Raw genomic sequence first — 16,886 nt, forward strand, 5'->3', positions numbered from 1 at the left:
GCTGTACCCGACACAAACCATAAAGAGAACAACAACAATGAAACACTCCTCGACTGGAGCGGGCTTCGCTCGCGCTGCAAAACCGTTGTCGCTGCTGCTGGGCCTGGTGCCTCTCTGTGCCCAGGCAGCCTTTCTGGACGACAGCAAGGCCAACCTGACCTTTCGCAACTTCTACTACAACCACGATCTGCGCGACTCGACCAAGCCGGCCCAGTCCAAGCTGGAGGAGTGGGCTCAGGGCTTCATTCTCAAGGGTGATTCCGGCTACACCGACACCACGGTCGGGGTGGGCGTGGATGTGTACGCGGGGCTTGGCTTGAAGCTCGATTCATCGCCTTCACGCAGCGGCACTGCTTTGCTGCCCGGTGCCTATGACCGTGCGGGCGGGCCGCGCAATGCCGACCCCCGCTCGGTCGATGAGTACTCCGAAGCCACAGCAGCGTTCAAGCTCAAGTACTCGAAGAGCGAGCTGAAAGTGGGCGGGCTGTTCCCCAAAATCCCGCTGGTCAGCTCAGGCGACGCCCGTTTGCTGCCCCAGTTTTTCGAAGGGGCCATGCTCGATATCCGTGAGCTGGACAACATCGACATTGGCCTGGGCCAGATGCGCAAGGTCAACCAGCGCGAGTTTGCCGGTGCCCGTGATATCCAGGTGGGCAACTACTACAGCGTGTTCAGCGACCGCTTCGACTACCTGGGCGGCACCTGGCGCGCCACCCCGCAGACCTCGCTGGGGTTGTGGAGCGGCCGTTTACAGGACGTCTACCAGCAGACGCTGTACACCGCTACCCAAGGCTTCAAGGCAGGTGACTGGAACCTGTCTGGCACCCTCAACTACCTCGACACTGGCGAGTCTGGTAGCGAGAAGGCCGGCACTCTGGACAGCCGCATGACCTCGGCCATGCTCAGTGCCAACCTGCGGGCGCAGACGTTGCGCCTCGGTTACCAGTACAACGCTGGCGACAGTGCCCTGCCGTTCATCCATGACACCGACCTGCCGGGGGTTGCTAATGCCGTGCAGGTGCTGCGGTTCGACCGTGCGCAGGAGCGCTCCTGGCAGCTGCGTTACGATGTGGATTTTGCAGCGTTGGGCGTGCCGGGGCTGACGGCGTTCGCCCGTTATGTGCGCGGGGACAACTTCAAGGTGGCGGGGGAGGATGGCAGTGAGTGGGAGCGCAATCTTGATGTCACGTACGTGATCCAGAGCGGGCCGCTGAAGAACCTGGCGTTGCGCTGGCGCAACGTTGAACTGCGCGGGGATGCGACCGGGCGGCGCGACGAGAACCGCGTGATCATTGCCTACACCTTGCCGCTGTTTTGAGTCTTTGGCCTGGGGCTGCTTTGCAGCCCTGTGGGAGCGGTCGTACAGCGACCAGGTCCGCGGAGAATCATCCCCCCCTTCACACATCCCCAGGAGGACACCAATGCTCCAGCCCTTGGACCCTGCCATGCAGGCCTATATCGACAACAGCAAACGCTTCACCCCGGCCGACAGCAGCCTGGGCGCCCGGCGTTCAGCATTCCTCCAAGCTTGCCGCCATTGCACCCCGCCACCGCCTGAAGGCTGGCGCATCGAGGACATCGACTTGCAGGGCCTGCGCGTTCGCTGCTATCAACCCGCTGGTCGGGCGCCCGAAGGTGGCTGGGCAACGCTGCTGTACATCCACGGCGGCGGCTGGGACCTGGGCAATCTCGACACCCACGACTGGTTTGCCTACACCTTGGCGCAACGGGTTCGGTTGGCCATCGTCGCAGTCGAATACCGCCTCGCCCCCGAATATGCCTACCCCGCACCCCTGGAGGATTGCTTGAAGGCGTGGGCGGCACTGCGAACCGGCAAAGTCCACGCCAACCTTAGCCAGACCACGCTCATGGTCGCTGGCGACAGCGCTGGCGGCACCTTGGCAGCGGGGCTGTGCAGGGCACTGCTCAATGCTGGCCAAGCGCAGCCCTTGGGCCAGTTGCTGGCCTACCCGGTGCTCACGGCCAGCCAGCACCTGCCGTCGATGCAGGAGCATGCGCAAGCACCCCTGTTGACGGTGGCGGGGCTGATGCAGTCGCTGCAAGGTTTTGTTCCCAACCAGGCCGAGCGTACCGACCCCTGTGCCATGCCACTGGAGGCTGATGACTTTGCCGGGTTAGCGCCGGCGCTGGTGGTGGTCGCACGGGTCGATCCACTGTGTGACCACGGCATCGACTATTACCAGGCGCTTTCGGCACATGGGGTGCCTGCCGAGCTGTGGGTGGGCGAGGGGATGGTGCATTCCAGCCTGCGGGCGTTCGGCGTGGCCGAGGTCGAGCAGGCCTGGGTGCGCATGGCCGCGCAACTGCAGCGCTGGGCGCAAGGCTGATACATTCAGGTACTTTCGCGCACCACCAGGCGGAATCCGACATCCTCCACGCATTGGCCGCGCCCCAGGCTGCCATCCATGCGTTGCAACAGCAGCTCGGCAGTACGCAGGCCGATGCGCTCGCCGTCAATGCTCACCGTGCTCAGGCGCGGGTGGGTGTGGGCGGCGAACTCCAGGTCGCCGAAGCCCATCACGGCGATATTCGTCGGGATTTGCAACCCCTGGGCCTGGGCTTCGGCCATGGCGCCCTGCGCCAACAGGTCAATGCTGCAGATCACCGCGTCCATTTTCACATTGGCGGCCAGCAGGCGGGCCATGGCCTGGCGACCGTGGCCCATGTTCACCGGAGCCGACTGCAACTCGCAGGCAACAATCTCGACACCCGCTTGTTGCAAGCAGGCCACACACGCCTGGCGGCGTCGGTTGGCACGGTCGTCATCGCTCCACACCAGGCCGACCCGACGATGGCCGCGCTCGATGATGTGTTCTGCCATGGCACGGCCAACGGCCTCATGGGAAAACCCCACCACCGTGTCGATCGGCCGCTCGGTCAGTTCCCAGGTCTCAACCACGGGTATGCCCCGGATCAGCAGTTTTTCCCGCGCGGCATCGCTTTGCAGGTGGCGGGTGAGGACGATGCCATCTGGGCGGCGGGCGAGGATCGTGTCGATCAGTTCGGATTCATGGCTTTCGTTGAGGTCCGACTGGCTCAGCAGCAGTTGGTAACGCGCCGCTGCCAGGCGCTTGCCCAGTTCGGTGATGGTGTCGACGAAAGCGCGATTGGCCAGGTTAGGCACCACCACGATGACCAGCCGGCTACGCTGCGAGACCAGCGCACCCGCGAGCATGTTGGGCACGTAGCCGGTCTTGCGGATGGCGTTGCGCACTTTTTTCTGGGTTTTTTCCGACACCAGTTCCGGCCGGTTGATCACCCGGGAAACAGTGATCGGCGACACCTTGGCCATTTTCGCCACGTCATCAAGAGTGGCAGGGGTGGCGATAAGGGGCTTGGGATCAGCGACGGTAGCGGGCGTTTCCAGCATCGAGGGCCTCTGCGCAGGAGCTTTGAGCGTGTTGCCAATTCTACCGGAATGGTCGCGCTTTTTTGCACTTCCTGCGTATTCCCAAAGCATGGGAATTCACCTTCATTTGCGATTTGCAAAGCCCGCTAGCTCAGGCCTAGGATGAATGACAGCGCTATCATTTGATAGCGCTGTCATTGGTCTGAGGCAGCCCGGCAAAGGGCTGCCAGCTGACAGAATTCAAAGCAGGCGCCGGTGCAAGGCTCTGTACGACGCCAATAAAAACAATGAGGCAACCGCGATGCACAACCATGACACATACGCCGCTGGGCCTGCTCCTGGCGCCGTGGCCGCGTCCAGCACGGCCACCCGTTATCGCTATCTGATCCTGGCTTTGATCACCATGGTCCTCGCGCTTAGCAGCGGGGATCGCGCTGCGCTGTCGGTGGCCGGTTCAGATATGAGCAAGGAGCTTGGCATCAGCTCGGTGGAAATGGGCTACCTGTTTTCCATCTTCAGTTGGGCCTACGTGATCTGCCTGATCCCGTCGGGTTGGCTGGCTGACCGTTTCGGTTCCAAGAAAACCATGGCGCTGGCCATTTGCGTCTGGTCGGTGTTCACGGTGTGCATGGGTCTGGTCCATTTCGTCGGGATGATCGTGCCGCTGTTGCTGGCCCTGCGTTTTCTCTTGGGCATGGCCGAGGCCCCCGTAGGACCGGCATCTACACGAGTAATCGCGTCCTGGTTCCCGTCGACGGAGCGGGGTATGGCCGGGGCGATCTTCAACAGCGCGCAATACATCTCGCTGGCGTTCTTCACTCCCTTCATGGGTTGGCTTTGCTACGCCTTCGGCTGGGAGTACGTGTTCATCGTCATGGGCACCGTCGGTTTCGGCGTTGCCGCGATCTGGTGGAAAAATTATTACCTGCCAGTCAGCCACCCAAAAATGAACGGCGAAGAGCTGGATTACCTGCGCAAAGGCGAAGCACTGGTCGACCTCGAAGCCCAGGCCGCGCTGCCCAAGGAAAAGCGCCGCAGTTCGCTGGCCGAAGTGGGCTTGCTGTTTAAGAGCCGCATGCTGTTGGGCATGTTCATCAGCCAGTACTGCGTCAGCGCGGTCACCTGGTTCTATGTCACCTGGTTCCCCATCTATCTGGTCAAGGAGCGTGGATTCGACATCCTTCAGGCCGGCCTGGTGGCTTCGATCCCGGCCATGTGCGGGCTGATCGGTGCAGTGTCGTCGGGCTTCTTCTCCGACTACCTGTTGCGCCGCACCAAGTCCCTGAGCATCGCCCGTAAGACCCCGATCATCACAGGCGTGCTGCTGAGCTCGACCATGATGCTGTGCAACTACGTCGACGCCCAGTGGTTAGTGATTGCGGTGATGAGCCTGGCGTTCTTCGGCAAGGGCTTCGGCAACCTCGGCTTCAGCGTGGTAGCCGACACCGCCCCGCGGGAAATGATCGGCATGACCGGCGGGGTGTTCAACGCCCTGGGTAACACTGCCGGCATCGTAACCCCCGTGGTCATTGGCTACTTGCTGCACTCAAGCGGCTCGTTCAGCAGCGCACTGATTTACGTCGGCGCACACGGCCTGCTTGCTGCGTTTCCTACCTGGTCATCGTCGGTCGCATACAGCGCCTGCATCTGTCCGACCTGACCGGCAAATCTTCCATTGCCCAGCGATAACAAGGACTACAACATGATCGAAAGTAACGTCGACATCGACCCGAAAATCGCCACCCTGCAACCCGGGCCAGCGACCACCGACAGCATTGCCTGGATCAAGCTGTCCTACACGGTGCTGCCACTGGGGGCGCCGATCAGCGATGCCAAGGTGCTGACCGGGCGGCAGAAGCCGCTGACCGAGATTGCCTTCATCTTCGCCGAGATCCGCACCCGCGAGGGCCATGAAGGCATCGGTTTCGGCTACTCCAAGCGCGCCGGTGGCCCTGGTATGTACGCCCATGCCCAGGAAATCGCCCCGACGCTGCTCGGGGAGGATCCCAACGATATCGCCAAACTCTACAACAAGCTGCTCTGGGCCGGCGCGTCGATGGGCCGCAGCGGTCTCACCACCCAGGCCATCGCGCCGTTCGACATCGCCCTGTGGGACTTGAAAGCCAAGCGTGCTGGCCTGCCACTGGCCAAGCTGCTCGGTGCTCACCGCGATTCGGTGCAGTGCTACAACACCTCCGGCGGCTACCTGTCGACGCCGCTCGAGAAGGTCCTGGATAACGTCGAGACCTCCCGCGGCAACGGCATCGGCGGCATCAAGATCAAGGTTGGCCAGCCAGACACCAGCATCGATTTCAAACGTGTGCAGGCGGTACGCGAGCAGCTGGGCGAAGGCTTCCCGCTGATGGTCGACGCCAACCAACAATGGGACCGGGTGACCGCCCAGCGCTTCTGCCGCAAACTTGAACAGTTCGACCTGACCTGGATCGAAGAGCCGCTGGACAGCGCCGACGTGGAAGGCCACGCCGCCCTGGCCGCGTCGCTGGACACCGCCATTGCCACCGGCGAGATGCTCACCAGCTTCAACGAGCACGCCCAGCTGATCACCGCCAACGCCTGCGATTTCGTCCAGCCCGATGCGCCGCGGGTCGGCGGTATCACGCCCTTCCTGCAGATCATGAGCCTGGCCAGTTTCAAGGGCCTGAAGCTGGCGCCGCACTTCGCCATGGAGATCCACCTTCACCTGGCCGCGGCCTACCCGGAAGAGCCATGGCTGGAGCACTTTGAATGGCTTGAGCCGATGTTCAATGAGCGCCTGGAGCTGCGTGAAGGGCGCATGTGGGTACCCAATCGTCCAGGACTGGGTTTCTCGCTCAGTGAACAGGCCCTGGCCTGGACCCAGAACAGCGTCGAGTTCGGCAAACGCCCCTGAGCAAGCCTCGGCGGTGGCGCTTCTGTCGCCATCGCCGTGTATGACATACCCATAGGAAAACACCATGAGTCACCGTGAAGTGAGCCCCGTCATTCGCCTCGATGCCGCTGACAACGTGGTTGTCGCGCGCGTCGAAATCCCCGCCGGCACCGCCATCCCCGGTGAAGGCGTGACTACTCTGCAGCCGGTGCCGCTGGGGCACAAGGTCGCTGCCCGGCTGATCGCCAAGGGCGAGCCGGTACTCAAGTACAACACAGTGATCGGCTATGCCAGCGAAGACCTGCCGCCAGGCACCTGGATGCACAGCCACAACATCGCCTTTGGTGAAACCGACCGCGACTATCGCTACGGCCTGGACTATGTGCCTACCGACATGCTCCCGCTAGAGCAGCGTGCCACGTTCCAGGGCATCGTCCGCGACGACGGTCGAGTGGCCACCCGTAACTACCTGGGTGTCTTCGTGGTTGGTAACTGCGGTGCGACCGTGGCGCGCAAGATCGCCAACCACTTCGACGAGCGCCGCCTGGCCGGCTTCCCGCACATCGACGGGGTGGTGCCCTACGTGCACGAAATCGGCTGCGGCATGGAAATGACCGGCGAGCCGATGAACCTGCTGCGCCGCACTATCGGTGGCTACATCAAGCACCCTAACACCGTAGGTGCGGTGGTTATCGCCCTGGGCTGCGAGCGCAACAACATCCACGGCTTCTTCGAGCAGGAAGGGCTGGTGGAAGGCGACATGCTGAAGAAGCTGGTGATCCAGGACGTCGGCGGGGTGAAGAGCGCCACCGACCAGGGTATTGCGCTGATCGAAGGCATGCTGCCCCAGGCCGATCAGGCTCGGCGCCAACCGGTGTCCGCCGAGCACTTGATGATCGGTATGCAGTGCGGCGGTTCTGATGGTTTCTCCGGCCTCTCGGCCAACCCGGCGCTGGGCGCGGCGGTGGACATCCTGGTGCGCCATGGTGGCACCGCGATCCTTTCGGAAACTTCGGAAATCTTCGGCGTCGAGCACACCCTGACCGCCCGCGCCGCCACCCCGGTTGTGGGCCGCAAGCTGATCGAGCGCATCGAATGGTGGCTGGAGTACAACCGCGGCCGCGATACCCAGATCAATGGCCGCGTCAGCCCCGGCAACAACGCCGGCGGCCTGGCCAACGTGCTGGAAAAATCCCTGGGTGGCGCGAAGAAGGGCGGTAATGCGCCGCTGATGGATGTGTACGAGTACGCCCACCCGGTGAGAACCCACGGCCTGGTGTTCATGGACACCCCCGGCTACGACCCGGTCTCGGCCACCGGCCAGATCGCCGGCGGCGCCAACCTGATCGCCTTCACCACTGGCCGTGGCTCCTGCTTCGGCTCAGTGCCGGCGCCGACTTTCAAGCTGGCCAGCAACTCGCCCATGTACCAGCGCATGAGCGACGACATGGACATCAACTGCGGGCAGATCATCGACGGCGACAAGACCATTGCCGAAATGGGCCAGGAGATCTTCGAGCGTTTGCTGGCGCATGCTTCGGGAGAGGCGACCAAGAGCGAGCTCAATGGCCTGGGTGAGGATGAGTTCTGCCCATGGCAGATAGGCGTGCTTGCCTGATCGGTTTACCTGTACTGGCCTGTTCGCGGGCTTGTCCGCGAACAGGTCCTCTACTGCCGCTGTTCTGACAGTTGTTGCGGTTTTCAAGGTCATGTGCGAGGAGTAATCGCCCATCGTTGGCGGTATGGCCGGCAAAGGTTTTTGCCGGCCTGTTTTTTCCGGCCGATGAAAGGACAACCTGCCAGCCGCGCATGGTCCAGACTGTCTACAGCACGCGCAGATGAATGCTGCGGTCGAGCACAAGATGTGGCAGCCTTTGGCCGCCACGCCGGGTCGCCGGATGTTACATGTGCCGAGGGTTGTAGATGATCGAGCGTTGCCTGCGCAAAGCCTTGCTGCTGTTGCCTTGCCTGTTGCTGCCCTTGGCAGGCGCAGCCGACGAGCCATGCCGACGGCTGACGGCTACCGGTAACCCTGAATACCCCCCTTACCTGTGGCGCGACCCGCAAAACCCTCAGCAACTGATCGGTGCCAACGCCGATCTGCTCAAGTACCTGGGCAAGCAACTGGGGCTGGACATCGAGTTTGTTTACGTTGGGCCGTGGTCGCGTGCGCAGGAAGAAGTGCGCACCGGGCGGATTGACTTGATGGCCGGGTATTTTATGACCGAGGCCCGCCGGCAACAGATGGACTTCATCGCCCCACCATTCCTGAGTACTCCCAGCGTGGTCTGGGTGCGCCGGGACAATGCCTTCGCCTACCAGCAATGGGCCGACCTCAGGGGCCGCAAGGGCGGCACCCTGGTCAGCAACAGCCATGGCCAGCAGTTTGATGAATACGCCGAGGCCAACCTCACCCTCGAAGCGGTGCCCGGCGCCCGGCAGGCGTTCGAGAAGCTGATGCACAAGCGCAGTGACTACGTGGTCTACGAGCAGTACCCCGGGATGGCGCTGGCGCGTACGTTGGGGATCACCGATACCGTGCAGGTGTTGCAGCCGCCGGTGTCCAGCGAAGGGTTGTACCTGGCGATGTCACATGAATCGCCCTGCAACAAGCCGCAGCTGCGTGAGGCGCTGGCGCGGGAGATGGCGAAAATCGTTGGCGGGGCGTTGCCTGAGCGACTGCTGCAGCAGAACCTGGAGCGCTTGCAGTAACAGCCCTGGTACGCCCCTACAGGGGCCGTGCCAGTTGTTGCGCTTCCTTCGCCTGGGACACGTTGACCGCACGGGGCAGGGTGACGTCGTTTTTTGCGGCAAGGATTTCGGCCATGACACTGACGGCGATTTCGGCTGGGGTCTTGCTACCAATGTAGATGCCAATCGGGCCGTGCAGGCGCTGCAGCGAAGCTTCGCTTTCACCGAAGTGCTCCATCAGCCGTTCGCGGCGCAGCTGGCTGTTGCGCCGCGAGCCGATGGCGCCAATGTAGAACGCAGGGCTGTGCAAGGCTTCGAGCAGGGCCAGGTCGTCCAGCTTGGGGTCATGGCTGACGGCGACGATGGCGCTGCGAACATCTGCGGCAAAGGCGCGGACGACGTCGTCCGGCATGCCGGGCAGCAGGTTGACCCCGGCGATGGTCCAGCCTGCCGTGTACTCCGGGCGCGGGTCGCACAGCGAAACGTTGAAGCCGTTGAACAGGGCCATGGTGGCGAGGTATTCGGCCAGGGCACCGGCACCTATCAGTAGCAGGCGGTAGCCCGGGCCAAGGGTATTGAGCATGCGCTGGCCATCGAAGCTGAACAGTTCAGGCGTGTCGGTCGCGGTGAGGCGGGCTTCACCGTTGCTCAGGTTCAGCTCACGGCGCACCAGGTTTCCGCGGTCGAGGCAGGCCAGCAGCGGGTCCAGGTGCGCCAGTGAGGGGGCGGATTCCAGCACCAGTTCCAGGGTGCCGCCGCAGGGCAGGCCAAAGCGGTGGGCCTCGTCGGCGCTGACGCCATAGCGCACCACCTGGGGCTGGCCGGTGGGCATGCCGGGGCCGCCGTAGGCACTGGTGTAACGGTGGATGAGATCGTCTTCGATGCAGCCGCCAGAGACACTGCCGACCACGCGGCCGTCGCTGCGCAAGGCCATCATCGAGCCGACCGGGCGAGGGGAGGAGCCCCAGGTGCGGGCGACTGTAGCCAGCAGGGCGCGATGGCCGCCGGCGAGCCAGTCTCGGGTGGTGCGCAAAACCAACAGATCAATGCTTTCCATGGGGTTCCATTCAACCTGATGTTCAAGGGTGGCTGTGCTGGCCTCTTCGCGGGTAAACCCGCTCCCACAGGTACTGTACAAATTTCCTGAGCGGCGTGTTTCCTGTGGGAGCGGGCGTGCCCGCGAAGAGGCCGGTGCATGAACCACGGCAAATCAGCGCATATGCAAGATGATCGGGCTGCTGCTGGCCGGGTCAGTATGACCACGCAGCTTGCCTACCGCCTGCGCATCCACCGCCCCCCCCTGGTTGCCCCAGGCCGTACGCACGAAGGTCAGCACCTCGGCAATGTCCTGGTCACTCAACTGCGCGCGGAAAGCCGGCATGCGATAGGCATCCGGCACACCGGCAGCCACCACCCGCTGCGAACCATTGAGGGTGATATTGATCGCCGAGGCGTTTTCCCTGGCCAGTGCCGAGGTGGCGCCAGCCAATGGCGGCATCCATTCGGCCTGGCCTTTGCCGTCCAGACCGTGGCAAGACGCGCAGTGGGTCACATAGGTGTGCGCCCCCGGGCTGTCGAGCCGTGCCGCTGCCGATTCGGCCTGGTACTGCCATGGCGCGCCGTCACGCTGTGGGTCGCCGGGCAGTGATTTCAGGTAGTGGGCAATGGCGGCCAGGTCATCGTCATGCATGAACTGCGTGGAGTTGTTGAACGCCTCGGTCATCGAGCCGAATACCACGGCATGCCGGTTGCGCCCGGTTTTCAGGAACTGCACGATTTCTGCCTCGCTCCAGCGCCCCAGCCCGGTGTTGTGGTCGGCGCGCAGGCTCGGTGCGTACCAGCCGTCGAGCAGGGCGCCGGCCAGGTACGGTTTGCCGCCTTCATCCAGGGCTTTTTCGTTGAAAGCCAGGCCGCGTGGGGTGTGGCAGCTTCCGCAGTGGCCGGGGCCCTGGACGATGTAGGCACCCCGGTTCCACACTGCATCCTGCCCGGGCTTGTCGGCGTAGGGCGTAGTGGCGGCGAACAGGCCATTCCACACGGCAATGGGCCAGCGCAGGTTCAGCGGCCAGGGGATGTCGCTGGCCAGGTTAGCCTGCCGGGCGGGTTGCACGCCGTGCATGAAGAACGCATACAACGCCCTTACATCATCATCGCTGAGCTTGGCGTAGGACGGGTAGGGCATGGCCGGGTACAGCCGCCGGCCACCGGGCGCGACACCCTGGCGTACGGCGCGGTCGAAATCGGCCAGGCTGTAACTGCCGATACCGCTGTCGCGATCAGGGGTGATGTTGGTGGCGTGGATGGCCCCCAGCGGGGTGGCCATTTCCAGCCCACCCGCGAAGGGTTTGCCTTCTGGCAGGCTGTGGCAGGCCACGCAGTCGCTGAGGCGGGCCACGTACTCGCCGCGGCTGATCAGTGCCGGGTCAGCGGCAGTGGCCTGCGCGTCGGCAAACGGCGAGGCCGGCTCGCGGGTGACATACCAGGCCAGCAGGCCTGCCGCGACCAGGCACGGCAGCGCCAGCCAACCAGCGGTCCTTGCGAAACGATGGGTCATGGGGCGTCCCTTGTGCAGTCAGCTGAAGGTATGGCGGCTCAGTGGCAAGCTGCGTACGCGCTGACCGGTAAGCTGCGCGACCGCGTTGGCCACTGCCGGGGCCACGGCGGGTAGCGGTGGCTCACCGATACCGCCCATCTTCGCCCCACTTTCGACAATGCGCACATGCACCCGCGCCATGCGCGAGGGGGGCAGGATCGGGTACAGGTCGTAGTTGCGCGCACGCGGCATACCCTCCACGTATACGGCTTCTTCCACCAGCGTCTGCGACAGGCCAAGGGCAACCGCGCCGTTGACCTGGTGTTCGATGATCGCCGGGTTGACGATGCTGCCCGGGTCGATGGCTTGCCAGATGTCGTGCACCTTGACCTGGCCGTTCTCGATCGATACCTCGGCGATGACTGCCGCCTCCGAGCCGAACGGTGAGGCCATGGCCACGCCGCGTGCCCGTTTGCTGCCATCCTCGGCGGTGAACGGCCCGCGTTTCCAGCCACCGGACAGCTCGGCGACCGCGTTCAGCAGGTTGGTCAGGCGCGGGTTGTCGCGCAGCAGGTGCATACGCAGTTCGAACGGGTCCTTGCCGCCTTTGTCAGCCAGTTCATCAAGGAATGATTCATAGAAGAAGTCGTTCAACGAGTTGCCCACCGAGCGCCAGTAGCCGAGCATGGCCGGGCCTTTGACGTAGATCTGGGCGATGCGCTTGTTGGCGATGGCGTAGGACTTGCCTGACAGTCCCTCCAGTGCAGTCGGGTCGATCTTTTCCCCTTGTTTGCCAGCAAGGGCCTCGGTCGGGCCTTCGGTGGCGCTTACTGCTTCGAGGGCCACCGGCATGCCGTCGGCATCCAGCCCGGCGCGGAACTTCACCACTGCAACCGGGCGCAGCACATCGCGCAGAAATTCCTCTTCGCGGCTCCAGATAAGCTTCACCGGCCGGCCAACCGCTTTGGCCAGGGCGATGGCCTGTGGGTAGGGGTTGGCCGAGTCGTACAGGAAGTGCCGGCCAAAGAAGCCGCCCAGCAGCGGCGAGTGCAGGTTGATTTGTGCAGGCTCCAGGCCTGTGCGCTTGGCAATGTCATCACGGAACATGTCCGGGGCCTGGTTGGGCAGCCAGACGTCCAGGCTGCCGTCGGGGTTGAAGCGGGCGAGGGCGGACGGTGGCTCGAGCTGGGCATGGTTGAGGTACTGGTTGTGATAGCTGGCCTCGACCTTGGTTTTGGCATTGCTCAGGGCGGCGGCGATATCGCCTTGGTTTTCTTCATCACGGGCCGGGCCCTCGACCGTGGCGAGGTGTTCACGCCAGGCATCGCTGGAAAAGTCGGCGGGCATTGGCCGCACCTTGCTGTCGGCAGCCGGCTCCTTCCAGTCCACCTGAATCGCCTCCACCGCACGCTTTGCGTGCCACCAACGCTCAGCAACCACGGCCACGGCGCCCGGCAGTGGGTGCACTGAATGCACGCCTTTCATGGCCTTGACCTGGTCTTCGTTGCGCAGGCTACCCACGGTCATGCCCAGGCGTGGTGCGTGCTGCACGGCGGCGTGGAGCATGCCGTCGACCTTTATGTCGATGCAGTACTGCGCCTTGCCGGTGGACTTGTCGTAGGCATCCAGGCGGCGCACAGGCTTGCCGATCCAGCGGAACTGGCTGGGGTCACGCAGTTGGACGCTGGCCGGGTCGGGTACCGGCAGGTCCATGGCGCGCCCGGCAAGTTCACCGTAGGGTATCGAACGCCCTGTCGTGGTATGTACTACGTTCCCTGGTGTGGTCGAGAGTTCCTCGACCGGCACGCCCAGTTGTTGGGCGCCCGCCTGCAGCAGCATGGCCCGGGCAAGGGCACCCAGGCGGCGCATGGTCGGGTAGCTCATGCGCACCGACATGCTGCCACCGGTGATGCGCATGCCGTTTTCCATCACCACGTAGGCGTCGCCCGGTGGTGCGCTATCGACCACGAAATTGACGGGGTCGACATCCAGCTCTTCACCCACAATTTGCGCCATGGCGGTGAACGGGCCTTGCCCGCCTTCCATGAAGGGGCTGAGCAGGCGGACCTTGCCATCTGGGCGAATCTCCAGAAAAGCGGGCACCTGGGTACCGCGTTCCGCGGCGGCTGCAGCCGCTGCCTGCACGCGGCCCGCCCCCATTGGCAGGCCGAAACCCAGCACCAGGGCACCGACAGCCGTGCCGGCAAGAAAGCGCCGGCGCGACAGGTTGACTGTCTCGCCCGGTTGCAGCCTGAGCAGTTCGGCAGGGGTATCTATGGGCGTGTTCATCAGGCCTGCTCCCCTTGTGCCAGCTCATGCACGGCAGCGTGAATGGCGTTGTAGGTGCCGCAGCGGCACAGGTTGACCATGGCCGCGTCGATCTGCGCGTCGCTGGGCTGGGGGGTGTGCTTTAACAACGCCGTGGCGGCCATTACCTGGCCGGACTGACAGTAGCCGCACTGGGCCACCTGGTGCTCGACCCAGGCCGCGACCACCCGTTTGCCGACGGCATCGGTTTCGATGGCCTCGATGGTCGTGACCTCACGCCCGACCACACCGGCCACCGGGGTGACGCAGGCGCGCACCACGTTGCCGTCAACCAGCACCGAACAGGCGCCGCACTGGGCCAGGCCGCAGCCATATTTGGTGCCAGTCAGCCCCAGGTCATCGCGGATCACCCACAGCAAGGGCGTGTCGGCGTCCGCCTCGACCTGGTAGGTCTGCTGGTTAATGCGTAGTTCCATGGTTCACCTGCCAGTCATCGGTTGCTGTCGCTGTGTTTTTCTGTGCGAGGAATACGTTGTTCCCCAGAGCAGAAACGCTAGCACAGCGGGATGACCGCTGGTCTGGTGGCGGGGGCAGGTTCAGAGGATCAGGCAAGCAATCCGGGGGAATGCGCAAGCGACGAGGTAAACAGGACTTCCTGGGTGAAAACCCGGATAATGCCGGCCAATTTCGTTTTGCACGCTTAAATCACGGTAATCCCGCATGGAAATCAAGGTCAATTTTCTCGACAATCTCCGTCTCGAAGCCAAGTTCGACGACTTCACGGTGATCGCCGACCAACCGATCCGCTACAAAGGCGATGGTTCGGCCCCAGGCCCGTTCGACTATTTCCTGGCGTCTTCGGCCTTGTGCGCGGCTTACTTCGTCAAGCTGTACTGCCAGGCCCGCGACATCCCCACCGAAAACATTCGCCTGTCGCAGAACAACATTGTCGACCCGGAAAACCGCTACAACCAGATCTTCAAGATCCAGGTCGAGCTGCCCGAGGACATTTCAGACAAGGACCGCCAGGGCATCCTGCGCTCCATCGACCGCTGCACGGTCAAGAAGGTCGTGCAGACCGGCCCTGAATTCGTGATCGAAGTGGTCGAAAACCTCGATGCCGACGCCCAGGGCCTGTTGATGCCGGTGGCGGACAGCAGCACCTACATCCCTGGCAAGGACCTGCCGCTGGAGCAGACCATCGCCAACATGTCGGGCATCCTCGCCGGGCTGGGGATGAAGATCGAGATCGCTTCGTGGCGCAACATCGTGCCCAATGTGTGGTCGCTGCACGTGCGCGACGCGCAGTCGCCGATGTGCTTCACCAACGGCAAGGGCGCTACCAAGGAAGCGGCGCTGGCCTCGGCGCTGGGCGAATTCATCGAGCGCCTGAACTGCAACTTCTTCTACAACGACCAGTTCTGGGGCGAAGACCTGGCCAACGCGCCGTTCGTGCACTACCCGAACGAGCAGTGGTTCAAGCCTGGCCCGCGTGACGCGCTGCCGGCCGAGATCCTCGACGAGCATTGCCTGGAAATCTACAACCCGGACGGTGAGCTGCGCGGTTCGCACCTTTACGACACCAACTCTGGCAACACCGCCCGGGGCATCTGCTCGCTGCCGTTCGTGCGCCAGTCCGACGGGCAGGTGGTGTACTTCCCGTCCAACCTGATCGAAAACCTGTTCCTCAGCAACGGCATGAGCGCCGGCAATACCCTGGCCGAGGCACAGGTGCAATGCCTGTCGGAAATCTTCGAGCGCGCCGTGAAGCGCGAAATCCTCGAAGGCGAGCTGTGCCTGCCGGACGTGCCGCAGGAGGTGTTGGCCAAGTACCCGGCCATTGTCGCCGGCATACAGGGCCTGGAAGAGCAGGGCTTCCCGGTGCTGGTCAAGGATGCCTCGCTGGGTGGCGAGTTCCCGGTCATGTGCGTGACCTTGATGAACCCGCGCACCGGTGGCGTGTTCGCCTCGTTCGGTGCCCACCCGAGCCTTGAAGTGGCGCTGGAGCGCAGCCTCACCGAGCTGCTGCAGGGCCGCAGCTTCGAAGGCCTGAACGACCTGCCGCAGCCGACCTTCGAAAGCCATGCGCTGACCGAGCCGAACAACTTCGTCGAGCACTTCATCGACTCCAGCGGCGTGGTGTCGTGGCGCTTCTTCGGCGCCAAGGCCGACTTCGAGTTCGTCGAGTGGGACTTCTCCGGCCATGGCGAGGACTCCAATGTTCAGGAGGCCGCAACCCTGTTCGGCATTCTCGAAGACCTGGGCAAGGAAGTGTACATGGCGGTGTACGACAACCTTGGCGCCACTGCCTGCCGCATCCTGGTGCCGGGCTACTCGGAAATCTACCCGGTCGAGGACCTGATCTGGGACAACACCAACCGCGCACTGTCGTTCCGCGCCGACATCCTCAACCTGCACAGCCTCGAAAGCCGCCCCCTCAAGTTGCTGCTCAAGCGCCTGGACAACTGTGATGTGGATGACTACACCACCATCACCACGCTGATTGGTGTGGAGTTCGACGAGAACACCGTGTGGGGCCAGCTGACCATTCTCGAGCTGAAACTGCTGATTTGCCTGGCGGTGCAGCGTTTTGAGGAGGCCAAGGAGCTGGTCGAGGCATTCCTGCAGTTCAACGACAACACCGTCGAGCGTGGCCTGTTCTACCAGGCGCTGAACGTGGTGCTGGAAGTGCAGCTGGATGACGAACTGGAGATGGAGGATTACGAAGCCAACTTCCGCCGCATGTTCGGCAATGCGCGCATGGACGCAGTATTGGGTTCGCTGGACGGCAGCGTGCGTTTCCATGGCCTGACCCCGACCAGCATGAAGCTCGAAGGCCTTGATCGCCATCTGCGCCTGATCGAGAGCTACAAGAAGCTGCACGCAGCCCGGGCCAAATTCGCCTGATAGCTGCTGTCCCACTCGTTGTTTGCGCTGGCTGTACCGCCCTCATCGCCGGCAAGCCAGCTCCTACAGGTACTGCACCCTGTGGGAGCTGGCTTGCCGGCGATTGGGCCAGCAGCCCTCATATAGCACTTTGATCCTGGCGCTATCCCCAAAGCGTCTTTCCGCTTCGCCTGACAGGCGAGTAAATTATTCTCCCCCAATAGATGGCGCGTTAACCGCCAGAAGGACCTCGGCCGCGCGCACGACAA

The 16,886-nt window shown here is 63.4% G+C and carries 12 protein-coding genes; 7 read left to right on the top strand and 5 right to left on the bottom strand.

Annotation, left to right across the window (positions count from 1 at the left end; genetic code table 11):
* The first annotated feature begins 37 nt into the window (after positions 1-37).
* Positions 38-1,318: an OprD family porin gene (locus SB756_RS04875; protein ID WP_410910296.1), complete on the top strand. Its 1,281-nt coding sequence runs from the start codon at positions 38-40 to the stop codon at positions 1,316-1,318.
* Between the two features lie 103 nt (positions 1,319-1,421).
* Entirely contained in the window at positions 1,422-2,348 is a 927-nt protein-coding gene (locus SB756_RS04880; RefSeq protein WP_410910297.1) for an alpha/beta hydrolase, read from the top strand.
* A gap of 5 nt (positions 2,349-2,353) precedes the next feature.
* Here SB756_RS04880 and SB756_RS04885 read toward each other — a convergent pair whose 3' ends face one another.
* Positions 2,354-3,391 carry a LacI family DNA-binding transcriptional regulator gene (locus tag SB756_RS04885; protein ID WP_341798611.1) on the bottom strand — a complete coding sequence of 346 codons (1,038 nt, stop codon included), beginning with the start codon at positions 3,389-3,391 and terminating at the stop codon, positions 2,354-2,356.
* Between the two features lie 280 nt (positions 3,392-3,671).
* Here SB756_RS04885 and SB756_RS04890 point away from each other — a divergent pair, with 280 nt between their 5' ends.
* From SB756_RS04890 to SB756_RS04905, 4 genes are all read left to right on the top strand, one after another.
* Positions 3,672-5,030 carry an MFS transporter gene (locus tag SB756_RS04890; protein ID WP_410910298.1) on the top strand — a complete coding sequence of 453 codons (1,359 nt, stop codon included), beginning with the start codon at positions 3,672-3,674 and terminating at the stop codon, positions 5,028-5,030.
* A gap of 42 nt (positions 5,031-5,072) precedes the next feature.
* Positions 5,073-6,260 carry an L-talarate/galactarate dehydratase gene (locus tag SB756_RS04895; RefSeq protein ID WP_410910299.1) on the top strand — a complete coding sequence of 396 codons (1,188 nt, stop codon included), beginning with the start codon at positions 5,073-5,075 and terminating at the stop codon, positions 6,258-6,260.
* A 64-nt stretch (positions 6,261-6,324) separates the two neighbouring features.
* Positions 6,325-7,857 (top strand): UxaA family hydrolase, encoded by a 1,533-nt coding sequence (locus tag SB756_RS04900; protein ID WP_341798614.1) that lies wholly within the window; start codon positions 6,325-6,327, stop codon positions 7,855-7,857.
* A gap of 305 nt (positions 7,858-8,162) precedes the next feature.
* Positions 8,163-8,951, top strand: a complete 789-nt coding sequence (locus tag SB756_RS04905; RefSeq protein WP_410910300.1) for a substrate-binding periplasmic protein — start codon at positions 8,163-8,165, stop codon at positions 8,949-8,951.
* A 16-nt stretch (positions 8,952-8,967) separates the two neighbouring features.
* Here the strand turns inward: SB756_RS04905 and SB756_RS04910 are convergent, their stop codons facing one another.
* The 4 genes from SB756_RS04910 to SB756_RS04925 form a co-directional block, all read right to left on the bottom strand.
* Positions 8,968-9,987, bottom strand: a complete 1,020-nt coding sequence (locus tag SB756_RS04910; protein WP_410910301.1) for an XdhC family protein — start codon at positions 9,985-9,987, stop codon at positions 8,968-8,970.
* A 153-nt stretch (positions 9,988-10,140) separates the two neighbouring features.
* Positions 10,141-11,484, bottom strand: coding sequence for a c-type cytochrome (locus tag SB756_RS04915; protein WP_341798617.1), 1,344 nt, complete (start codon positions 11,482-11,484; stop codon positions 10,141-10,143).
* Between the two features lie 18 nt (positions 11,485-11,502).
* Positions 11,503-13,752 carry a molybdopterin cofactor-binding domain-containing protein gene (locus tag SB756_RS04920; protein ID WP_410910302.1) on the bottom strand — a complete coding sequence of 750 codons (2,250 nt, stop codon included), beginning with the start codon at positions 13,750-13,752 and terminating at the stop codon, positions 11,503-11,505.
* A complete protein-coding gene (locus tag SB756_RS04925; RefSeq protein ID WP_341798619.1) occupies positions 13,752-14,207 on the bottom strand; it encodes a (2Fe-2S)-binding protein in 456 nt (151 codons plus the stop codon). Before SB756_RS04925 ends, SB756_RS04920 begins: the two co-directional genes overlap by 1 nt.
* A 244-nt stretch (positions 14,208-14,451) precedes the next feature.
* Between SB756_RS04925 and SB756_RS04930 the strand changes: the two genes are divergently transcribed.
* Positions 14,452-16,638, top strand: a complete 2,187-nt coding sequence (locus SB756_RS04930) for an OsmC domain/YcaO domain-containing protein (protein WP_410910303.1) — start codon at positions 14,452-14,454, stop codon at positions 16,636-16,638.
* The last annotated feature ends 248 nt before the right edge of the window (positions 16,639-16,886 follow it).

Origin of the sequence: Pseudomonas sp. SIMBA_068 (assembly GCF_046534705.1) — a bacterium.
Classification (GTDB): domain Bacteria; phylum Pseudomonadota; class Gammaproteobacteria; order Pseudomonadales; family Pseudomonadaceae; genus Aquipseudomonas; species Aquipseudomonas putida.

Bases quoted from the DNA above. Each gene is read 5' to 3' on its own strand.
- SB756_RS04875 (WP_410910296.1), top strand. From the start codon at position 38: ATGAAACACTCCTCGACTGGAGCGGGCTTCGCTCGCGCTGCAAAACCG.
- SB756_RS04880 (WP_410910297.1), top strand. From the start codon at position 1,422: ATGCTCCAGCCCTTGGACCCTGCCATGCAGGCCTATATCGACAACAGC.
- SB756_RS04885 (WP_341798611.1), bottom strand. From the start codon at position 3,391: ATGCTGGAAACGCCCGCTACCGTCGCTGATCCCAAGCCCCTTATCGCC.
- SB756_RS04890 (WP_410910298.1), top strand. From the start codon at position 3,672: ATGCACAACCATGACACATACGCCGCTGGGCCTGCTCCTGGCGCCGTG.
- SB756_RS04895 (WP_410910299.1), top strand. From the start codon at position 5,073: ATGATCGAAAGTAACGTCGACATCGACCCGAAAATCGCCACCCTGCAA.
- SB756_RS04900 (WP_341798614.1), top strand. From the start codon at position 6,325: ATGAGTCACCGTGAAGTGAGCCCCGTCATTCGCCTCGATGCCGCTGAC.
- SB756_RS04905 (WP_410910300.1), top strand. From the start codon at position 8,163: ATGATCGAGCGTTGCCTGCGCAAAGCCTTGCTGCTGTTGCCTTGCCTG.
- SB756_RS04910 (WP_410910301.1), bottom strand. From the start codon at position 9,987: ATGGAAAGCATTGATCTGTTGGTTTTGCGCACCACCCGAGACTGGCTC.
- SB756_RS04915 (WP_341798617.1), bottom strand. From the start codon at position 11,484: ATGACCCATCGTTTCGCAAGGACCGCTGGTTGGCTGGCGCTGCCGTGC.
- SB756_RS04920 (WP_410910302.1), bottom strand. From the start codon at position 13,752: ATGAACACGCCCATAGATACCCCTGCCGAACTGCTCAGGCTGCAACCG.
- SB756_RS04925 (WP_341798619.1), bottom strand. From the start codon at position 14,207: ATGGAACTACGCATTAACCAGCAGACCTACCAGGTCGAGGCGGACGCC.
- SB756_RS04930 (WP_410910303.1), top strand. From the start codon at position 14,452: ATGGAAATCAAGGTCAATTTTCTCGACAATCTCCGTCTCGAAGCCAAG.